Origin of the sequence: Xenorhabdus sp. KJ12.1, assembly GCF_963876495.1 — a bacterium.
In the GTDB taxonomy this organism is placed as follows: Bacteria; Pseudomonadota; Gammaproteobacteria; order Enterobacterales; family Enterobacteriaceae; genus Xenorhabdus; species Xenorhabdus stockiae.
Map to the genome: position 1 here is coordinate 28,940 of NZ_CAWNQH010000083.1, position 20,288 is coordinate 49,227.

At 43.4% G+C, this 20,288-nt stretch carries 18 protein-coding genes; 9 read left to right on the forward strand and 9 right to left on the reverse strand.

Going from position 1 to position 20,288, the window contains the following annotated elements; translation table 11 throughout:
* Positions 1–248: 248 nt before the first annotated feature.
* Complete coding sequence (gene phoR / locus AACS92_RS14675; protein WP_099108742.1) at positions 249–1,550, reverse strand: phosphate regulon sensor histidine kinase PhoR; 1,302 nt, start codon at positions 1,548–1,550, stop codon at positions 249–251.
* Between the two features lie 98 nt (positions 1,551–1,648).
* A complete protein-coding gene (gene phoB, locus AACS92_RS14680; protein WP_099108743.1) occupies positions 1,649–2,338 on the reverse strand; it encodes a phosphate regulon transcriptional regulator PhoB in 690 nt (229 codons plus the stop codon).
* A 305-nt stretch (positions 2,339–2,643) separates the two neighbouring features.
* Here phoB and sbcD point away from each other — a divergent pair, with 305 nt between their 5' ends.
* From sbcD to AACS92_RS14695, 3 genes are all read left to right on the forward strand, one after another.
* On the forward strand, positions 2,644–3,870 hold the full coding sequence (gene sbcD, locus AACS92_RS14685; protein ID WP_099108744.1) for an exonuclease subunit SbcD: 1,227 nt from the start codon (positions 2,644–2,646) through the stop codon (positions 3,868–3,870).
* Between the two features lie 28 nt (positions 3,871–3,898).
* On the forward strand, positions 3,899–7,594 hold the full coding sequence (locus AACS92_RS14690; protein ID WP_099108745.1) for an AAA family ATPase: 3,696 nt from the start codon (positions 3,899–3,901) through the stop codon (positions 7,592–7,594).
* A gap of 66 nt (positions 7,595–7,660) precedes the next feature.
* Entirely contained in the window at positions 7,661–8,155 is a 495-nt protein-coding gene (locus AACS92_RS14695) for a TIGR00645 family protein (RefSeq protein ID WP_099108879.1), read from the forward strand.
* A gap of 35 nt (positions 8,156–8,190) precedes the next feature.
* Here AACS92_RS14695 and AACS92_RS14700 read toward each other — a convergent pair whose 3' ends face one another.
* The 5 genes from AACS92_RS14700 to AACS92_RS14720 form a co-directional block, all read right to left on the reverse strand.
* Positions 8,191–8,691 carry a tellurium resistance protein TerW gene (locus AACS92_RS14700; protein WP_099108746.1) on the reverse strand — a complete coding sequence of 167 codons (501 nt, stop codon included), beginning with the start codon at positions 8,689–8,691 and terminating at the stop codon, positions 8,191–8,193.
* Between the two features lie 88 nt (positions 8,692–8,779).
* Positions 8,780–9,730, reverse strand: coding sequence for an HpcH/HpaI aldolase/citrate lyase family protein (locus tag AACS92_RS14705; RefSeq protein ID WP_099108747.1), 951 nt, complete (start codon positions 9,728–9,730; stop codon positions 8,780–8,782).
* Between the two features lie 13 nt (positions 9,731–9,743).
* On the reverse strand, positions 9,744–10,823 hold the full coding sequence (locus tag AACS92_RS14710; RefSeq protein ID WP_099108748.1) for a cysteine protease StiP family protein: 1,080 nt from the start codon (positions 10,821–10,823) through the stop codon (positions 9,744–9,746).
* Positions 10,820–11,611: a hypothetical protein gene (locus AACS92_RS14715; protein ID WP_099108749.1), complete on the reverse strand. Its 792-nt coding sequence runs from the start codon at positions 11,609–11,611 to the stop codon at positions 10,820–10,822. Before AACS92_RS14715 ends, AACS92_RS14710 begins: the two co-directional genes overlap by 4 nt.
* Complete coding sequence (locus AACS92_RS14720; protein WP_099108880.1) at positions 11,604–12,803, reverse strand: phosphoribosyltransferase domain-containing protein; 1,200 nt, start codon at positions 12,801–12,803, stop codon at positions 11,604–11,606. Before AACS92_RS14720 ends, AACS92_RS14715 begins: the two co-directional genes overlap by 8 nt.
* A 486-nt stretch (positions 12,804–13,289) precedes the next feature.
* On the opposite strand from AACS92_RS14720, the gene AACS92_RS14725 reads away from it, so the two are divergent.
* From AACS92_RS14725 to AACS92_RS14750, 6 genes are all read left to right on the forward strand, one after another.
* Entirely contained in the window at positions 13,290–13,877 is a 588-nt protein-coding gene (locus tag AACS92_RS14725) for a TerD family protein (RefSeq protein ID WP_099108750.1), read from the forward strand.
* Positions 13,877–15,025, forward strand: a complete 1,149-nt coding sequence (locus tag AACS92_RS14730) for a TerD family protein (RefSeq protein ID WP_099108751.1) — start codon at positions 13,877–13,879, stop codon at positions 15,023–15,025. The genes AACS92_RS14725 and AACS92_RS14730 overlap by 1 nt, the downstream gene beginning before the upstream one ends.
* Before the next feature lie 43 nt (positions 15,026–15,068).
* The gene (locus AACS92_RS14735; RefSeq protein WP_099108752.1) at positions 15,069–15,524 is read left to right on the forward strand and encodes a tellurite resistance TerB family protein; all 456 of its coding nucleotides are present in this window, start codon (positions 15,069–15,071) and stop codon (positions 15,522–15,524) included.
* A gap of 26 nt (positions 15,525–15,550) precedes the next feature.
* Positions 15,551–16,621, forward strand: a complete 1,071-nt coding sequence (locus tag AACS92_RS14740) for a TerC/Alx family metal homeostasis membrane protein (protein ID WP_099108753.1) — start codon at positions 15,551–15,553, stop codon at positions 16,619–16,621.
* Positions 16,622–16,647: 26 nt separating this feature from the next.
* Positions 16,648–17,226 (forward strand): TerD family protein, encoded by a 579-nt coding sequence (locus tag AACS92_RS14745; protein WP_099108754.1) that lies wholly within the window; start codon positions 16,648–16,650, stop codon positions 17,224–17,226.
* A gap of 160 nt (positions 17,227–17,386) precedes the next feature.
* The gene (locus AACS92_RS14750; RefSeq protein ID WP_099108755.1) at positions 17,387–17,716 is read left to right on the forward strand and encodes a SymE family type I addiction module toxin; all 330 of its coding nucleotides are present in this window, start codon (positions 17,387–17,389) and stop codon (positions 17,714–17,716) included.
* A gap of 93 nt (positions 17,717–17,809) precedes the next feature.
* On the opposite strand, the gene AACS92_RS14755 is transcribed toward AACS92_RS14750, so the two are convergent.
* Positions 17,810–18,556: an SDR family oxidoreductase gene (locus AACS92_RS14755; RefSeq protein WP_099108756.1), complete on the reverse strand. Its 747-nt coding sequence runs from the start codon at positions 18,554–18,556 to the stop codon at positions 17,810–17,812.
* 34 nt (positions 18,557–18,590) lie between these two features.
* Positions 18,591–20,213 (reverse strand): ABC transporter substrate-binding protein, encoded by a 1,623-nt coding sequence (locus tag AACS92_RS14760; protein WP_099108757.1) that lies wholly within the window; start codon positions 20,211–20,213, stop codon positions 18,591–18,593.
* Positions 20,214–20,288 lie beyond the last annotated feature (75 nt).

The following is a 20,288-nucleotide window of genomic DNA, read 5'->3' on the forward strand; positions in this document are numbered from 1 at the left end:
AAAATGATAGTGGTAATAACAGGTAGAATCGCCAACAACTGCCCACAAGTAAAACTTTTATAGCGTTAAAAGGCAAGTAACAAACCGAAAAGCAGAGCAATATTTCAAACTAATTTCAAAATTAGTGATTATTATCATCTATCATTGATTACACCCTATATGATTTGCACTTTTTTTGCCCACATTGGCTAATAAATCATTTTATTGCCTGTATTATTACCATTTAATTTTATTAACCTTATGATTTTTTAATCAGTTTCTGTATCAGGAGCAATACACTGCAGAGGTAATAAAAAGCTGAATACAGAACCTTTCCCGACCGTACTTGTGATATCAAGATGAGTATTGTAGTGGTGTAAGGCATGTTTCACGATCGCCAGCCCCAACCCGCTTCCACCCGCTCTTCTCGAACGTGAACGTTCAACGCGATAGAAACGTTCTGTCAGGCGCGGTAAATGTTCAGGGCTGATCCCGGGTCCATTATCCTCGACTTTAAACAGCGCTCCATGAACTGTTCTCAACCAACTGACCTCTATGCGGGTTCCTTGTTCGGTATGGTTAATAGCGTTATGGATAAGATTCGACATTGCGCTTCTGAGCTGCTCTTCACTTCCGAGCACATATAGTGTGTTATCGACATTAAATACAATATCATGCTGTTTATCTGCCAATGTCTGTACTTCCTGCTCTAATAAAGCCAGCATAGCCGGAACATCGACCATATTGTGCACATCTACCTTTGAGCCACTCTCAATTCTGGAAAGATGTAGTAACTGACTGACCAGAGAATCCATTCTCCGTACCTGCTCCTGCATAGTACCCACTACTTTCTGACTTGCTTTCCCGCTGAGCTCCTGATCCTGCATCATTTCCAGATAACCCTGTAGCACTGTTAACGGCGTTTTCAGTTCATGACTGGCATTTGCGAAAAAATCACGACGGGAGTTTTCCAACCGTCTTTTTTGCGTGATGTCACGGGCAATCATCAATAATTGATTTTCCGAGTAAGGCATCAACTGAAATTCCACGATATGACCATTATTTAATTCAAGAGAGAGAGGAGAAGTAAAATCACCCGCTACCATATAACGGCTGAAATCAGGGTAGCGAAGAAGATTGAAAATAGACTGCCGATTATCCTCTGGCCAGCGAAACCCTAATAAATGCTGAGCCAGACGGTTACACCAGAAAATATTCCCTTCCACTGTCATCATTACCAAAGCATCCGGCAATGATTCTGCGCCACTGCGGAACCGTTTAATTAATAATGCCAGTTCCCTGCGTCGCTTACGATTACGTTGCTGTAACTGGTAAATACCATAGAAAACTGGTTCCCATCCTCCCCTGCCAGTCGGAGGCAACATACTGCGATCAAGCCAGAGCCAGTCAGATAACTTCAGTAAGTTATAGCCATGCCATACTAATGCCAGAAGTAATGCAATAACCAGTAACCACGCCAGTTGGCCGACAAAGAAAGACAAAATCACTGCGGGCAGACAGAAAATAAATAACCCCAGTACCAGCTTTTTCCAGGATAATCTCTCAAGCACTTAACTCTCTCCAGTACAGGTTTGTTGTTTTTCAAGTTGCCTCATTATTGGCTTCTCAAACTGAATTTATGTAGGTAGCCAAAACCTGACCGGAAAGGTTAATAACGGGTAGAAAAGCGATAGCCTGTGCCACGAACAGTCTGCACCATTTTATCATGTCCACCCATTTCTAGTGCCTTACGCAAGCGGCGAATATGTACATCTACCGTGCGATCCTCTACATAAACATTCGCTCCCCACACATAGTTGAGCAACTGCTCGCGACTATAAACACGCTCCGGGTGCGTCATGAAAAAATGAAGAAGTTTGAATTCGGTTGGTCCCATATCAACACTTTGCCCCTGACTGGAAACACGGTGAGATATAGAATCCAGCATCAGTCCTTCTATATTGATAATATCTTCTGCTGCCATAGGGGAGATACGACGCAATACAGCTTTAACGCGGGCAATTAACTCTCTGGGGGAAAATGGCTTGGTAATATAATCATCAGCACCAACATCAAACCCACGCACTCGATCTTCCTCTTCCCCCCGTGCAGTCACCATCATGACAGGAATATCTTTGGTGGGGTTATTACGCTTCATCTGTTTGATAATTTGTATTCCTGAACCACCTGGTAACATCCAGTCCAACAGGACTAAATCAGGATAAGGTTCAGACAAACACCCTACGGCAGTGTCATAATCTTCTGCTTCAACAGGCTCATATCCGTTTTGCTCCAGAACAAAACAGACCATTTCACGAATTGGGGCTTCATCTTCAACAACCAAAATACGTCTAACCATGGTTAATCCTGTCAGTATGATTGAAGTCAGCAAAATTCACAGTGAACTATTGTGAGTCAATTTTATTACAGTTTTATGAAATAGATTTCATCTTAATCATAAAACTGTAACCAACCTTACGAGGAATTTATCAACCAATTACTCTATTTCATTGCCATTGCGAAGCCGCTCGAAAATCTGTGAATGAAATTATAATTACCCACGACATCCGCAGAACACACATTATAATTAACATCTGAACAGGGCAGGCTGGACGCAAGGACAGCGCAGAGCAGTAACACAGGCAAGATAAGCAGAGCAAAAATATGCGGATTATTCATACGTCAGACTGGCATCTTGGGCAATATTTCTTTACTAAAAACCGTGCGGCAGAGCATCAGCACTTCTTACAGTGGCTTATCAGACAAATAAATGAACATCAGGTTGATGCCCTGATTATTGCCGGAGATGTTTTCGATACAGGTTCTCCGCCCAGCTATGCCCGGGAACTGTACAACAGATTTGTGGTAGACCTACAATCCACTGGCTGTCAGCTTGTCATTCTTGGAGGAAACCACGACTCCGTCGCAACACTCAATGAATCAAAAACCCTGTTCTCTTATCTGAATACCACTGTTATTGCCTGTGCTGAAACTGATACCCAACAGCAAATTAAGGTATTGAATAACAAAAATGGTCAGGCTGGAGCCATTCTGTGCGCTATTCCTTATCTACGCCCGCGAGATATTATGTTCAGTAAAGCAGGCCAGTCAGCCATACAGAAACAACAGGCTTTACAGGATGCCATCTCTGCACATTACCACCAGCTCTACCAACAGGCGTGTAGCTTACGGGAGCAGCTTGGCCAATCTCTGCCGATTATTGCAACCGGGCATTTAACCACAGTTGGAGCCTCCACAACTGACTCCGTGCGGGATATTTATATTGGCACATTGGATGCCTTCCCGGCACAAGCATTCCCTCCTGCTGACTATATTGCTCTGGGGCATATTCACCGCCCTCAGTCTGTCAATAAAACTGAGCATATCCGTTATAGCGGTTCTCCCATTCCATTGAGTTTTGATGAAGTTGGACAAGAGAAAAGTGTCTGTCTGGCGGATTTCAAGGAAGATAAATTCAATCGCCTCACCCTGTTACCTGTCCCGAATTATCAACCAATGCAACTCATTCGGGGTAATCTGCAACAAATAGAAGAGCAATTACACACTTTCAGTGACTATCAGGGAGAGCGCCCTGTCTGGCTGGATATTGAAGTAGCAACGCAGGATTATCTGCATGACATTCAGAAACGTATTCAAACTATGGCTGCGGATTTACCTGTAGAAATTATTCTGTTGCGCCGCAGCAAAAGTGCTCGTCAAATCTCATTATCAGAGAAAAATAAAGAGACGCTGACTGAATTAAGCGTTTCCGAAGTTTTCGAACGACGGCTGGCTATGGCTGAAATTGACGATCAGCCAAAAAAACAGCGCCTGACGACTCTGTTCAGGCAAACATTGGATGATATTACTCAGCAGCGTACACAGAAATAATAGTCAGAAATAACGGTCAGGATGCAGTATGAAAATTCTTAGCTTACGGTTGAAAAATATTAATTCTCTACAGGGTGAATGGAAAATTGATTTCACAGCAGAGCCTTTTGCCAGCAATGGATTATTCGCCATTACCGGCCCAACCGGAGCGGGAAAAACTACGCTTCTGGATGCCATCTGCCTCGCCTTATATCACGAGACTCCCCGGCTCAGTACCATTTCAGCCAATCAGAACGAATTAATGACCCGTCATACCGCAGAATGTCTGTCAGAAGTCGAATTTGAAATCAAAGGTGTTGCTTATCGGGCATTCTGGAGTCAGCGGCGTGCCCGTAATCAGGCTGATGGAAAACTCCAATCACCGAAAGGAGAATTGGCGGATAAAAAAACAGGCAAAATTCTGGCTGACAAAATTCCCGATAAAAAAGAAAAGATTGCTGAAATAACCGGACTTGATTTTAAACGGTTTACTAAATCTATACTCCTGTCACAAGGGGATTTTGCGGCATTTTTAAACGCCGATGATAAAGATCGGGCTGATTTATTGGAAGAACTTACCGGTACAGAAATTTATGGCATTCTGTCACAGGAGATTTATCAGCGCCATAAAGAAGCCCAGTCCGAATTGAATATTCAGCAGGCAAAAGCATCTTCAATTGAATTATTAACAGCAGAACAACTGGAAGAATATCGCAATCAACAACAACGGCTGATTGCCTCAGAAATTCAGCTTGGTCAACAGCTAAAAGATTTACAGGTTGCTGAGCAATGGGTTGTACGGCAGCATGAACTAGAACAGTCACTAACGAACCATAAGTTATCACTGCAACAGACTGAACAGGCTATACAGGATGCTTCTCCTCAGTTACAACAATTGACTGCCAGCGAACCGGCTGAAAAAATCCGACCATTCTGGGATGAATACAATCGGGCTTTAACCGAACAACAGCGCCTTGATGAGCAAAGCAGAAAAATCCAATTCGAGCTGCAACGACAGGTTGCTTTACTGCAACCCGCCCAACAAAAACAGCTTAATTTGGAACAGGCTCAAAAAGAATATCAACAGCATCATATACAGCAGGAGAAATTGATCTCGGAACGGGTTACGCCACTCGATCATAAGATTGCTATTCAGTCTAAGGATCTGCTCACGCTGGAAAAAGAAGCTACTGTACAGAATCAGGAACTCGCTGAAATATCAGCTCAGTATCAACTGGCTGAAAACCAGCACATATCGCTGAATAAAGAACAGAAAGTGTTGGAGACATACGATGAAAAACATCCTCATTTCCGCACTCTCGACAAACAGTTACCGAAATGGCAGCAACTCTTTTCCCGTCAGAAAGAAAAACAGGAACAGATAACCAAGCTCAGACAAAAACAACAACAAATGGCTACTGAGCTTGCCCGTACAACTGAAAACCTGAATAGTTTAAATACAGTTCTGGAAAAACAGGCGGCACAATACCAACCATTACAGAATTCACTTGAACTTGCAGAAAAAAAACTGTTGAGCTTACAAACCCAATATTCACCCGATCAACTACAAAAACAGTTATCAGATTACCAATCACAGCTCAATTCACAAAACCAACTGGAAATTTTTCTGCCTCAAGTCGAGCAAATACAGGCAACGATCTTAACTAATCAAGCGCAATTTGCACAAACACAATCATTACTGAAGCCTTTACCTGATCAGTTAAATACCCTTGAGATACAACTGACAGAAACACAACAACACCATCAGGATTTAACCGCCCGAATTCGTCTGGAACAGCGTATTATTAGTCTGGAACAGGAGCGTAATCAGCTCAAAGAGGGGGAAGCCTGCCCGCTTTGTGGGTCAAATAACCACCCTTTGATTAGTGAATATCAGAACATCACCCTACCAAAATCAGAAGAGCGGCTGAAAATTCTTAGCCAAAAAATAGAGCAGCTACAGGGAGAGCGTTCTGCTTTACAGCAAAAGCAGCAGTTCCAGCAACAGCAGAGTGAACAACTACAGCAATCCATAGAACGTTTCACATCCCAGCTGGCAGAAATCACTAAACAATGGCAGTACCATTGCCAACAACTGCTAGCACCCGAATTACCAATGGAAGCTGAATCTGTCAGGCACTTTATTACCCTGCGCCAGTCAGCCTATACCCAATCTCAGAAACAATATGAAATACTGACGCAGGCTGAAAAGCAGTACCAAATTGCAGAAAAAACACTCTCAGCTCATCGTGAACAATCCAAATCAGATGAACAAAAATCAGCATTGGAAAAAGTCAGGCAAGAGTCATATCAGAGGCAATTGAAGGAAAATACGGCTGAACTCCATCAGGCAGAAACAGAATATGCCACAACAACAGAGCAATTAATCAATACATTACACGATACGCCGTTTACACTGCCAGAGCCGCAGGAAGTAGGAAATTGGTTACAACAACGTGAAACTGAATTGAAAAACTATCACAGCTCCCGCGAAAAATGGCAGCAATTGCAGCAGGAACAGGCCGTCCTGCAAAGCAAACTGAATGAACTGGAAAAACAAAAAAGCAGAATAATCAATAAACACCAAATACTGACTGAACAGCAACAACAGCAGAAACAGGTATTGCAGGAAACCCAGCAGCAACGTTATCAATTATTTGGCGAACAATCCGTCAACACTGTACGTCAGGAATTGCAGCAAAAAGCGAGCGAACTGGGTAACGCCTGTACACAAGCCACTGCTGATCTACAACAGTTACAGAATCAGGTAAATCAATTAACGGGTGCTGCGGGTGAAATCACACGAAGCTGCCATATTGCCGAAGCCGCATACAAACAGGCATCCGACACCTTCCAGCAAGGTCTGCAACAACAAGAGTTTCCTAATCAAGCCTCTTTTGAACAGGCTTTACTGATGCCGGAACAACGAGAAAATCTTCAACGGCTGCAGGAACAACTTGCCAAACAGAATCTGCAGGCTAAAACACGGTGCCACGAATCTGAAACCCTGTTACAGCGCCACAGGGAAAAATCACCGTTACTGTTGGAACAGTTTGAACCATCACAACTAGCTGAGTTGTTAAGTAATACCGCCAATGAATTAAAACAAAATAACCAGCAGCAAGGTGAAGTCAAAAACCGGCTCACCAGTGATGCCAACAGTAGACATCATCAGCAAGAATTGTTAGATCAAATAGCTCTCTCACAACAGAATTATGATGACTGGAGCTATCTCAATAACCTGCTCGGCTCTGCGGATGGTGCTAAATTCCGGCGTTTTGCTCAGGGGCTGACACTGGATCATTTGGTACATCTGGCAAATAGCCGGTTAGAAAAATTACATGGCCGTTACTATCTGCAACGCAAACGACAAAACAAAGATGATGTCGGCCTTGAGTTACAAGTGGTTGATATGTGGCAAGCCGATGCTATTCGAGATACCAAAACGCTTTCCGGCGGCGAAAGCTTTCTTGTCAGTCTGGCACTGGCATTAGCACTATCTGATCTGGTGAGCAACAAAACCCAGATAGAATCCCTGTTTCTTGATGAAGGATTTGGCACGCTGGATTCTGAAACTCTCGATATCGCACTGGATGCACTCGATCACCTTAATGCAACCGGGAAAACCATCGGCGTTATCAGCCATGTTGAAGCCATGAAAGAGCGTATCCCTGTGCAAATCAAAGTGGAAAAGATGAATGGATTAGGGGTTAGTAAACTAGAGTCAGAATTCAGGGTTCGTTGATATGTATTAGCTCACACACGATCTTGATCTATAATGCAGCTCCTTTTGCAACATATTCAGAACAACATGGAAAGATTTATTGAAAACACAATGTATGCCTCTCGTTGGCTACTTGCACCTGTTTATTTTGGTTTATCACTGGCTTTATTTGCACTAGCTATAAAATTTTTTCAGGAGATCATTCACGTCCTGCCACATATTTTTTCCATCGCTGAATCAGAGTTGATCCTGACTTTGCTTTCTCTGATTGATATGGCTCTGGTTGGCGGATTATTAGTGATGGTCATGTTCTCCGGTTATGAAAACTTTGTTTCAACATTAGATATCGAAGAGCACAAAGAGAAATTAAACTGGTTAGGAAAAATGGACGCCACTTCGCTTAAAAATAAAGTTGCGGCTTCCATTGTTGCCATTTCATCCATTCATCTGCTGCGTGTCTTTATGGATGCTCGGAATGTGCCGGATAGTAAATTAATGTGGTATGTGATTATCCACCTCACTTTTGTGGTATCAGCATTTGTGATGGGATATCTGGATAAACTCACACGCCATCATCATTAGAAAGAAATCTTACCCGCCCTAATGCCAGTTCAATATTACTTGCTGGCATTAAGGGGCTCCGTTCTTTTTCGTGAATGACCATTCGCGGTTTCTTTCTGTAATTCGTCGATAAACCTATCTACGAACATTTCAACTATCTCACTTCTGCTCGTTCCAAGCCGATTGGATAGCCCGTCTATTTTTCGGATGACAGACATCCGTAATGACAGGGAAACCGGTTTCTTCTTTTCCTTATCAAGGAAAACGTGGCTGGTGGCTTCCTTTAATTCAAAGTTATTATGCTGAGTGAGCAGCTCTTCAATCCTGCGCACCTCTTTTCTGGTCAATAACCCCTTATCTACTAGTTGGTAAGTATTTCCAATTTTGCTAAACCGGATATCAGCACGATAGTGATCCCTTAGTTCCCTTAAAGTACGAGTCAATGTTGGACCAGAACAACTAAGTGCCTCGATCACTTTTACCTTGCTGACAGGTCTTTCATGAGAAAGCAGCAAAGTTAATTTAAAATTTCTGAGTTGTTTGGGGCTAAGTAACATCGTTTTCAATTACCAAGTCAGGAATACGGTAACTTCCTAATATATAAACACAGCATCCAGCATAGCTTCTCATGCTGGTAAATCAATATTAAAGCGAGTTAAAAACCCCATAATTTTCAGTTTCACTTCCTGAACAGACACCATTATATTTCGCCCGTTCCAGAATATTTACAGCCCAGCGCCAGTGTGTAGCCGGTTCACACATTGCGCCCTGAAACTTAAATACCGCCTGCTTTGTATTAAGGATTTTTAAGGCATCAGCATAATCATGGTTGTTCACCATCAATGCCTTATGGATATGTTCTATTTGCCGTGGATGAATAGCTGTTTTCCCGACAAACCCATGAGCAATATCCAATACAAGCTCTTTCTCAAGTAACTCCAGATTATCAATATGCTCACAAACGGGAGCTGTTAAATAAAAACCTCGTGAACCAAAAACAGCCACCAGCATTTTTATCACATACCCCATTGGGCCATCATATAACGTGAGTTCACGCGAACGACGTATCGAAATAAGATTCATCAGATCATTACCACCAACACGTAACGCAATGACCCGCTCGCAGAAAGGGTGAGATTTTAGCTTATCGGCCAAATAGTTCATTTGCTGCACATCAAAAACATCTTCAGTTTCCAATGTCGGCATAACGCCAAGATGCGTTGAAGCAATAATATCCCACCATTCAGGTAATAATGATTGCGTGAATTTAGGCAATACCAGACCCGTGACAAGGCTAAGATCAACAGTATTGACCAGATATCGTCCCATAGACTCATTCCGTGGGCGGATAAAAATCAATGGATAATGATCAGTATTAGCGGCTGAACCCTTAGCCGCAGCCAGTATCTGTAATACAGATACGAGGTTTTCGATAGCGACGGGAATATCCTCTTCTACGACCGAATCCTCCAGACAAATCACCAAAGAACGTAATCCTACCACTTTATTACACAGGATAATTTCCGGAATATCTGGGCGGGTCGCTGGCATATAAAGTGTCGCGCCAAGCTGGTTTGCGAAAGGGTTCTGTTTCATCGGATCACCTTTTTTATGCTACTTTTTTGATAATCGTGACTGCCCGATATTGGCCAATCAAATCACCTACTTCTGTAATGGCAACATTTTTCTGCTGTGCCAGATAAACCAGCAAAGCAACGTCAGGATCATTTTTAGAACGGACAAGTACCTGTTCAGGAACACGCCTCAGCACAGCACGCGTTGCTTCCGCAATTCCCGGTTTGATACGATTAATGCTATTGACCTCATATAAATCAGCAAGAGTGGAAATAACTTTCTTACTTAATTGCAGTAAAACCATTTTCTCCTGAGGCTGCCAATCAGCCGCAGGTATGGTCGCCAAATCCAGATGCCCCCGGCATTCAGCAACAGTATCTACCAGCATTCCACTGCATTCAAACTCACTCAGATGATCACATTTCACACATCCATGCAACCCATTTTCACTCCAGATTGAACGCGATATTAACCCTGATACCGGTGCTCCCATGATCCCAAAAGGAATTAACCAATCATCATCACTGGCTGCCAGCCACGAACATCCACACGGATCGGCCAGTACGACCAAACGGGGAATACCTGAATAACCCGGCCGTCCAGCTAATGAACGGGATAATTCTGCTGTAATCGCACCTTTACCTGTCCAGCCATCCACAAATACCAGACCAGCCGTCCCATGCTGCTGTTCTATATACGAGAGCGCCGTATCATCAATGCCACGATCCCGTATGATACTGATCCCATAGTGATACGAATGTTGCCCCATATCCCGTAAAACCTGATGCAACATCACACCCAGAGGAACTCCCGCCCTGACTAAGCTCACCAGCACAATAGGTGTGTCACCAAAACGTGATACCAAAGCTTTGGCAAGCATAACAACTTCAGTTGCCAGTCTGGTTGCTCCTATTTCCAGTGCTTTATCAAACAGTTCAAGGTGATAAGAGGTCGGTTCTGGTTCCTGACTCAACATTTCAGAATAATGACGGGTGCCAGACTGAATTAACTGTTCTTTAATCTCAACCGGTGTCATTTCAATCTGAACAGGCTTTAGTAAGAAATGAACATCACCGCTGGCGTAAGAGCCAGAAAAAGGAAGAAAACTATTCATTTATTTAGGGTTCCGAATAAAGAAGCCGTTAATGTGTCAGCAAATTGACTGCGTTGAGGGATCGCAAGCCAGTCACACCATTTCATAAACCGATGATCACTTAAGCTATCCCCCATGCCAATAACAGGAAAAACACCTCTCTCATCGTGAAGCCTTTGCAGAAGGTGATGAGTTGCCAATCCCTTATCGACACATTTAGGTAGAAAAGCGAGGTTATTATCGTTGTAGTGAAAATAAAAATCGTCGGCATCAAAAATATCACTCATCACCTGAGTCACTGCTGTAAGCAGCGTCTTAAGCTCTTTTGCCCGATTATGCTTATTACACTTAAACGAAATATAAACAGGGACATCACCATATTCATAGTTAATGCGTGACCATACAGAAAAACCGCCGGATGCTATCAGTCGATTCCCCTGATATTCCAATTCCAGCAATTTATCCCGGTAATGCTGAAGTTCAGCCAACATATGTGACTGCCATACCTGATCCGCATGCCCTTCCGGTGTCAGAAGCACCGCACCGTGAGTGGCAATACGCCATGAAGTGAACGGAAGCTGTACCCGGCTAAGCTGCTCTGTATTTCTGGCTGTCACAGGGATCACTTCCGCATTCGCCAACAGCCAGTCAACCAGCATAGCCTGCTGTTCTGTCATATAACTATGAGGAGCCTGCTGCCTGTCTACAGTCGCTACGCGAAGCGAGGTAATATCCGTCAGATCATTTATTTTCCGGCAGGTTTGAAATAACGTATCGTCAAGATCAGTAAAAAATACGGGCTTAATCATAAGTCACAATCTCTATCACTGGAGCAACCAGAGATAATTGCTCCATCAGATTCGGATCAACTGCGGCTTTAGGTGTTTCAAGGCAGAGTAGGACGCGATCAAACTGCTGGTGCGCTACGTTATAAAGAAAATTGGGGATCCCCAGACCATAATTATCCGTAAATGCCATCACAGACTGAATAGCGTGCCCGCAAGAGATAGGAGAACGGGTTGTCGAACCAAACTTCACGGCAGCCCCTTCTTGTTCAAGGCGTTCTGCCAGCAAAAACGGTTGCCAGACAAATTCACTGGAGCCCAGCACCAAGACCTTTTCACCAACGTTAGCCAGGATCTCAGCTCCCAGATCATATTGAATATCGTCCAGCCCCAAGCGCCCCCAGTTCTGCGTGCCGATAATATCGATTTTTCCCCGTGCCGTGACATTCACCGCAGGCATAACCGGCACAGGAGCTGAACTATCCGCATCCCATTGCCACTCACCTTCTATCAGGGAAATAACTGAGACAGGAAGCGGGCAGCGTTTTATGATGCTTTGCCCACTCCAGTCCGTCAGAGTCACTGTAATGATATGTTCAATATGTTCCAGCCCGGCACAACGCAATGCTTCAAACAGATTGAGAAAAGTATTGCCAGTCGTTGCTTCATCATCAATCAGAACCAGTGTACGGGCATGGCTTACCCGCTGGCGCAAATGTTCTTCTTTCGGCCAGTAGATCAGATGGTCTGTTGCATGACTATGATTTTCCTTAAACTCACACAACAAATCACCTTCAACCGGATGGCGTGTTGATGTCAGAAATATCGGAGAAGTAACTTTATGCCGGGTTTCCTGAAAAACCCCCGCCGCCAGACCAACCGCCGTTTCTGCCATCCCGATATAGAGCACCGGCCCGGGAAGATCAACTGGGAACTTATCTGACAACTGCTGATAAACTGTACGCATAATAGACGGACTGACCGGAATATGACGCCCGAGCACTTTGCTGACAAATAAGAATGCCCTTTTCGGATTACGTCGTTCAGCAATATCAAACAACGCTTCCAGAGACGTTTCACCACACTCAGCCGTCACAGTTAATGTTCCGCTGTTTAACTGTTTTTGATAGCTTTGTTTTTGATAACTTGTTTTTTGGTAACTTTGCTTTTTATTCGCCGGGAATGAGTGACGCTGAAGATGATTACATGCGGTCATACAGAAGCCTTTTAAAAGAATTTCAGCAATATCAGGAAGTGAGGCAAAAGCAGTGGTGATTCTTTCATAAAACAAATTTCCCTTTCATAAACCAAATTTTTTTATCCAGACAACGCCTATTGCTAAATAGACGTTAGCCAAATTTGTTACGTCCATTTTCCAGTTCAAATTCGGTGAAATATGCGCCGAAGTCTAGAGCTTAGCCACACTTAATGTCAATCATAATATGATTTTTTAAATAAGAATTTGTTTGACTTTTCTCCATGGAAAAGAAATGATAAAACACGAAGCCAGATTGCTCTCTATCATACATTTAACAGATAGTTGCAATTTGTGAGGATCATAATATGACAGGATTTCAGCTATATATCTGGTCATATTATGATTTTCTACATAAGTGAAATTATCGCAATTCACTGATAGCGATTCACGATAAAAAACAAATCACTTATAAAACAATTCACCGATAAATAAGAGGTGTTATTAATGGTTTCATTGAGTAAAAATCAGTCCGTTTCGCTGACCAAACAGAGTACTTCGCTGGCTAAAATTGATTTTGGTCTGGGATGGGATCCAATAGCTCAAAAAAAAGGCTTCCTGTCACGTTTGTTCGGCGGAGACAGTAATGAAATTGATCTGGATGCCAGCTGCATTCTGCTCGATGCATCCGGCAATTCCATTGACATTGTCTGGTTCGGCCAGCTTAAATCCGAATGTGGTTCGGTAAGGCATAGTGGCGACAATCTGACAGGAGAAGGCGACGGAGATGATGAAGTCATCAGCGTCGATTTGGTTAAACTGCCTGCCAATGTTGAATACCTTGCTTTTACCGTTAATAGTTTTCGCGGTCAAACCTTCAACGATGTTGAAAATGCGTTCTGTCGTGTTGTTGATCAAAACGGCAAAGAGCTGGCGCGCTACCAGTTAAACGAACAGGGTGCTCATACCGGCATTATTATCTCTTCCCTGCGCCGTAATAGCGGTATGTGGGATTTCACCGCACATGGGGTTCCCTGCCGTGGGCGTACCATTGATGATATGTATCCACAAATCGTTGAAACGGTGGTGTGCTGATGAATCTGACTCCGGGGGGAAATGCCCCCGTCTCCAATCAAATGCTGACCATCAGGGTACTTTCAGGTTCAGCAGTCGATGTCTCCGCTTTCCGTCTGTATGCTGATGGTAAGGTGCAGGGCGATCCGGATATGGTCTTTTATGGGCAACCGGATAATGACGATAACACCATTCGCCTGTCCGGCGGTAATACCAATACCGCATTTTCCGTTAACCTGCCGGCTCTTCGGCAAGACGTCCAAAAAGTTGCATTCACCGCGACCTGCGATGGCAGCCAGACTATCTCCAGCCTTCGCAGCCTTTCTATTCAGGTCGAACTGAATGGGAGTGTGATTTTACAGGGGCACGTTGAAGTTCAGGGGCGTACAGAAGCCGCATTGATCCTCGGTGAACTTTATCGCCGTAATGGTGAATGGAAGTTTCGTTTTATTGCTCAGGGTTTTAATGGTGGCCTTCAGCCTCTGGCAGAACATTTTGGTGTTGATATTGTCGATGATACGCCAGCGTCGCCACCAACTCCTGAACCGAAAAGTGTCAATCTGAGCAAGGTTTCTCTGACGAAAGAAAAACCCGCTATCAGCCTGAGTAAATGTGACAACTTCGGTGAGATCCGCGTCAATCTTAACTGGAATCAGGGAGCAGCGCCTGCCAGCCGTGGCATGTTCCAGAATCTGTTTAATACCAGTAAAGGGGTAGATCTGGATCTCGGTGCCTTCGTCCGGCTCCGCGATGGCACCCGTGACGTTATACAGGCATTAGGGAACGGTTTCGGTGCTTATCATAGCGAGCCTTATGTCCAGTTACAGGGGGATGATCGCACAGGCAGTGTTACTGATGGTGAATGGCTCCATATCAATGGTCTTGAGTGGAAAAATATCAGTGAAGTGCTGATCTATGCCTTTATCTACGAAGGTGTACCGAGCTGGAACAATACGGATGGTATTGTCACGATTTACGTCAATGACCAGCCTCCGATTGAAACCCGTCTGACAGAAGGGCATAACCGCAAAAATATGTGTGCCATTGCCCGTCTTGTTAATGACAACGGTGACATTCAGGTAGAGCGTATCAACCAGTATTTTAGTGGTCATAAAGAGATGGACCAAGCTTTTGGCTGGGGCTTTCGCTGGACATCGGGCAGTAAATAATACGTTTAATACATACTCGTTATACAAACTAACGGAGGGACTTATGTCCTTTTTAAACAAAATCAAATCGGCATTCAGTGCAGGCCGCGAAGAGCTGACCAATCAGGTTGGCCGTTTCAAAAACAAAAAATTCATGGAAGGAACTGTTGCTGTGTGCGCGCATGTCGCAATGGCAAGTAACGGTGTCAGCTCTGAAGAAAAACAGAAAATGGTGGGATTCATCAAAAGCTCCCCTGAACTGAAAGTCTTCGATACGACTGAAATTATCGAATTCTTCAACAAGCTGGTCAGCAGTTATGAATTTGATGCTGATATCGGTAAAGGCGAAGCGATGAAATACATCATGGCGCTGAAACAGCAGCCGGAAGCAGCACAGCTTGCTTTACGTGTCGGAATTGCTGTTGCCAAAAGTGATGGCGACTTTGATAACGATGAAAAAAATGCTGCCAGAGAAATATGCACAGCCTTAGGCTTTGTACCGGCAGATTTCGATCTGTAATCGCGGATAATTAAGAGGCTTACTTCATGGTATCCACGCACATTGGTTTTCCGATGGAAACCGTTGCTGTATTTATTATTCTGTCGGTTGGTGCGCTCTTTATCGACCTTTTTATGCATCGTCATGATAAGCCGATTTCGCTGCGCAGTGCCGCTCTTTGGTCTGTCTTCTGGGTTGCTGTCGCTTTTGTTTTCGCGGGATTCCTGTTTGTCCATCACGGCGCCGAAGTCGCAAGCCTGTTTATCACCGGTTATGCACTGGAGAAGGTGCTTTCCGTCGATAACCTGTTTGTCATTATGGCAATTTTTTCTTGGTTCGCTGTCCCGGATCGTTATCGCCACCGCGTTCTTTACTGGGGCATAGTTGGTGCCATTGTCTTCCGTGGTATTTTCGTTGCTATCGGGGCAAGCCTACTGACATTGGGACCGTGGGTTGAAATGGTTTTTGCCGCCATCGTCGGCTGGACAGCAGTTATGATGCTGAAAAGTGGTGACAATGATGATGAAATCGAAGATTACTCACAACACTTAGCCTACCGCTTGGTGAAGCGTTTCTTCCCTATCTGGCCGAAACTGCGCGGTCATGATTTCATGCTCACTCAGAAAGAAGTCGATGCAGAGCTGGCAAAACCAGAAAATGCTGATGTAACGATCGGCCGTAAAACCAGTGATCTTAAAAACAATAGTGAAAAAGCGGGGCGTGTCGGTAAAGCGGCTCTTTATGCCACGCCACTGATGCTGTGTCTGGCTGTAGTTGAACTTTCTGACGTCATGTTTGCTTTTGACTCTGTTCCCGCGGTGATTGCTGTCAGCCGTGAACCATTGATCGTTTACAGTGCCATGATGTTCGCCATTTTAGGTCTGCGTACACTCTACTTTGTACTGGAGGCACTGAAAAAGTATCTCGTCCATCTGGAAAAAGCCGTTATTGTCCTGCTGTTCTTTATTGCTATCAAATTGGGGCTTAACGCATCTGAACATATGTTCCACCACGGTTACTCTATTTCGGCGACAAGCAGCCTGTTTGTCGTACTCGGGGTACTGGCTGCCGGTATTATTGCCAGCTTGCTGTTTCCCGAAAAAGAAAAAACAAGCTAACTCCATAAATAAATGAGGAAAAAATAATGGGTGTATCTCTTTCTAAAGGCGGTAACGTTTCTTTGACCAAAGAAGCGCCAACAATGAAAAATGTTCTGATCGGTCTCGGCTGGGATGCCCGCGCGACTGACGGACAGGACTTTGACCTTGATGCTTCAGCGTTCCTGCTGGCAGCAAACGGCAAAGTACGCGGTGATGCTGATTTCATTTTCTACAACAACCTGAAATCTTCTGATGGTTCTATTATGCACACTGGCGATAACCGCACCGGTGAAGGGGATGGTGATGATGAATCACTGAAAATCAAACTGGATCAGATCCCTGCTGATGTAGATAAAATCGTTTTTGTTGTCACCATTCATGATGCTCAGACTCGTCGTCAGAGCTTCGGACAGGTTTCAGGTGCGTTCATTCGTCTGGTTAACGATGACACACAAGCTGAAGTTGCCCGTTATGACCTGACTGAAGATGCTTCGACTGAAACTGCGATGCTGTTCGGTGAACTGTACCGCCACAATAGTGAGTGGAAATTCCGTGCAGTTGGTCAAGGCTATGCGGGTGGCCTGGCATCTGTTTGTGCTCAGTATGGCATTAACGCAGCCTAATTCGCTTTAATTAAGTGATTTAATACAAAACCCTGCCTGATAATATCGGCGGGGTTTTTATTTCCTGAATAAGATTAACACTTCTCACAACATAATTTTCTCACCACTTAAAGTACTGCTAAAGTATTACGAAATCTCCAAATAACACAAGGAACGTCAAATGAGTCTTCATGTTTTATTTCGCCACACTGATATCCCCGAGTTAACCCTCAGTGGCAGCAAACTCAGTGATGCCGGGTTTATTTCTGATTCACTCTTTCATATATCCCAGCACTCAGATGGGATAATTCTTTCTCTGCTTGCCCCCGAGACTGATCTTACTGATCTGATCCACCAAATTGAAAACAAGCCAGAACAGGGAATAGATAATATTCGTGAAAATGGAGAACTCTATCTTGCCGGCGACTGGCTAACTGACAGTCAATTGATAGAGCAACCCATTAATATTGAAATAACGTTCGGGAAAATAATTCTTAAACCTAAGCAATAATGTCAAACTTTTTGTCGCAATATGCCAGATAACTCAACCGGAAAAATACGCCATTTTCTCCGGTTGAGTTCTTAGTTCCAAAAAAGCGAAAGTCTATTTTCCTCCCGCCAAATCCATAAAATTACCCGTTACATACGATGCATCATCAGATAGCAACCATGCAATCGCTGCTGCGACTTCTTCAGGCTGCCCGCCTCTTTTCATCGGCAGGGAATCTTTAATTCTGTCAACCCTGTCAGGTTCACCGCCATCAGCATGGATTTCGGTATAAATTAATCCGGGGCGAACGGTATTTACCCTTATCCCCTGTGCCGCAACTTCCAGAGATAACCCCGTGGTCAATGTATCTACAGCCCCTTTTGAAGCAGCATAATCGATATATTCATAGGGAGCCCCCAACCTTGCCGCTGCTGATGAAACATTAACAATCGCCCCACCCTGTCCCCCATGCCGGAAAGCCATTCTTTTGACTGCCTCTCTGGCACACAGAAAATAGCCCGTGATATTGGTGGCAAACATCTCATTCAAACGCTCAGCAGTTAGCTGCTCAATGGTAGTCTGAGCCTTTAAAATGCCCGCATTATTCACCAGCCCAGTGATATACCCCAGTTCCTTTTCCGCCTTCTGAAACAGAGCCATAACCTGCTGTTCATCGGTTACATCCATCTGAACAGCCAGTGCCGATTGCCCCAGGCTTTGGATCATGTCCACAACTTCCTGTGCGCGTTCTCTGCGAGAGCGATAACTAATGCAAACATGATGCCCTTTCTTTGCCAGATCAAGCGCTGTTGCTTTACCAATACCACGGGAACCACCCGTAATAATTGTGACTTTCTGCATAGGGCTATCTTCCTCATTATTTATGTTGAGTTTATTAATGCTTAATGACAAAAAGATCTTTCGTGGCTGTAAATCCGGATATATTGGCATAATATCCCCCAATATAAGGTTTTACTAATACCGCAGTCACAGCATAATAAACGGGTGCGATAGGAGCATCTTTTATCAAAATATCAACAGACCTCTGAAAGTCAGCCTGATTATTGGTTTCTCCCGCTTTTTCCACCGAATTATCAAACTCTTTATTTGAATAGAATGAAGTGTTATTACTCTGGTTAGTACTGAATATATTTAAAAAGGATACAGGATTATTATAATCCCCAATCCATCCTCCCCTGACGACATCAAACTTACCCTGATGTTCATTATCCAGCATGACTTTCCATTCTTCGGCTTGTAATTTCGCAATGACACCAAGATTCTTTTTCCACATAGAAGCAGCAGCAATTGCAATTTTTTTATGTTGCTCTGATGTATTATAAACCAGGTTAAATTTAAGGGGATTGTTCTTATTAAAACCTGCTTCAGCTAATAATTCCCGTGCTTTTTTATTTCGTTGTTCTTGTGTCCACGAAGCATATTCCGGCAATTTAAATTTAAACCCACCAATCCCCGGTGGCAGTATGGTATAAGCAGGTATCTGGCCCTGAGCAACAACCCGATTAGCAATAATATTCCGATCCAAAGATAAATTTAAAGCCTGTCTGACTCTGGTATCATTAAACGGATATTTTTTATTATTAAAATCATAATAATATGTACTCAGAAGCGGCGTAATATGAATCTGTCCTCCTATTGTTCGTTTTAATGAAGAAAAGTCTTCTAACGGAATAGTAAATGTCATATCAACCCCTCCGGCTAAATAACGATTTAATTCTGATTTATTTGACGAAATGGGTAGATACGTGACTTTATTAATTACCGTATTTTCATCATCCCAATAATAGTGATACCTGACTCCAACAACCTTTTCATTAACATGCCATTCAGATAGCTTAAATGGCCCACTAGAGACAAAATATTCAGGTTTTACCCATTTATCACCATATTTTGTCACTACTTTTTCATTAATCGGGTACAGAATCGGAAAGGCTAACATTTGTAGAAAATAACCAACCGGTTTCTCCAATTTAACCTCAACCGTCGCATCGTCCAGCGCTTTAACACCCAATTCTTCCGCTTTCTTCTGGCCATTAAGAATAGCTTGCGCATTGACAACGAAAGCATCAGCAAGATAACTGCCATAAGGAGAAATTGTTGCAGGCTCAATCAACCGCCGCCAGCTGAAAACAACATCATGAGCAGTGATAGGTGTACCATCAGACCATTTGATACCTTTTCTTAAATGAAACACCCACGTTTTATTATCTTTTGTTTCCCAGCTTTCAGCCAATCTGGGTTCAATTTTATTGTTTTTATCCGTTCCGACTAATCCTTCAAAAAAATCATTGATAATATTCAGTGAAACATTATCTTCAGCTTTATCAACATCAAGTGATGCAGGTTCTGCACCATTATTACGAATAACCTCCTGTTTTTCATTCAATTGTATACCGGGTGGAATAACGGCGGCATAGGATGAAGTAATACTAAAAAATATCATAGTCATAGAATAAACTAATATTTCCATTCCTCTATTAATTATTTTATTTAACATGTCATTTTCCTCTATTGCTGTAATATAATTTTTATTATTAATTAGAAACATTGTCGTGTACTTTAAATAAGGCAT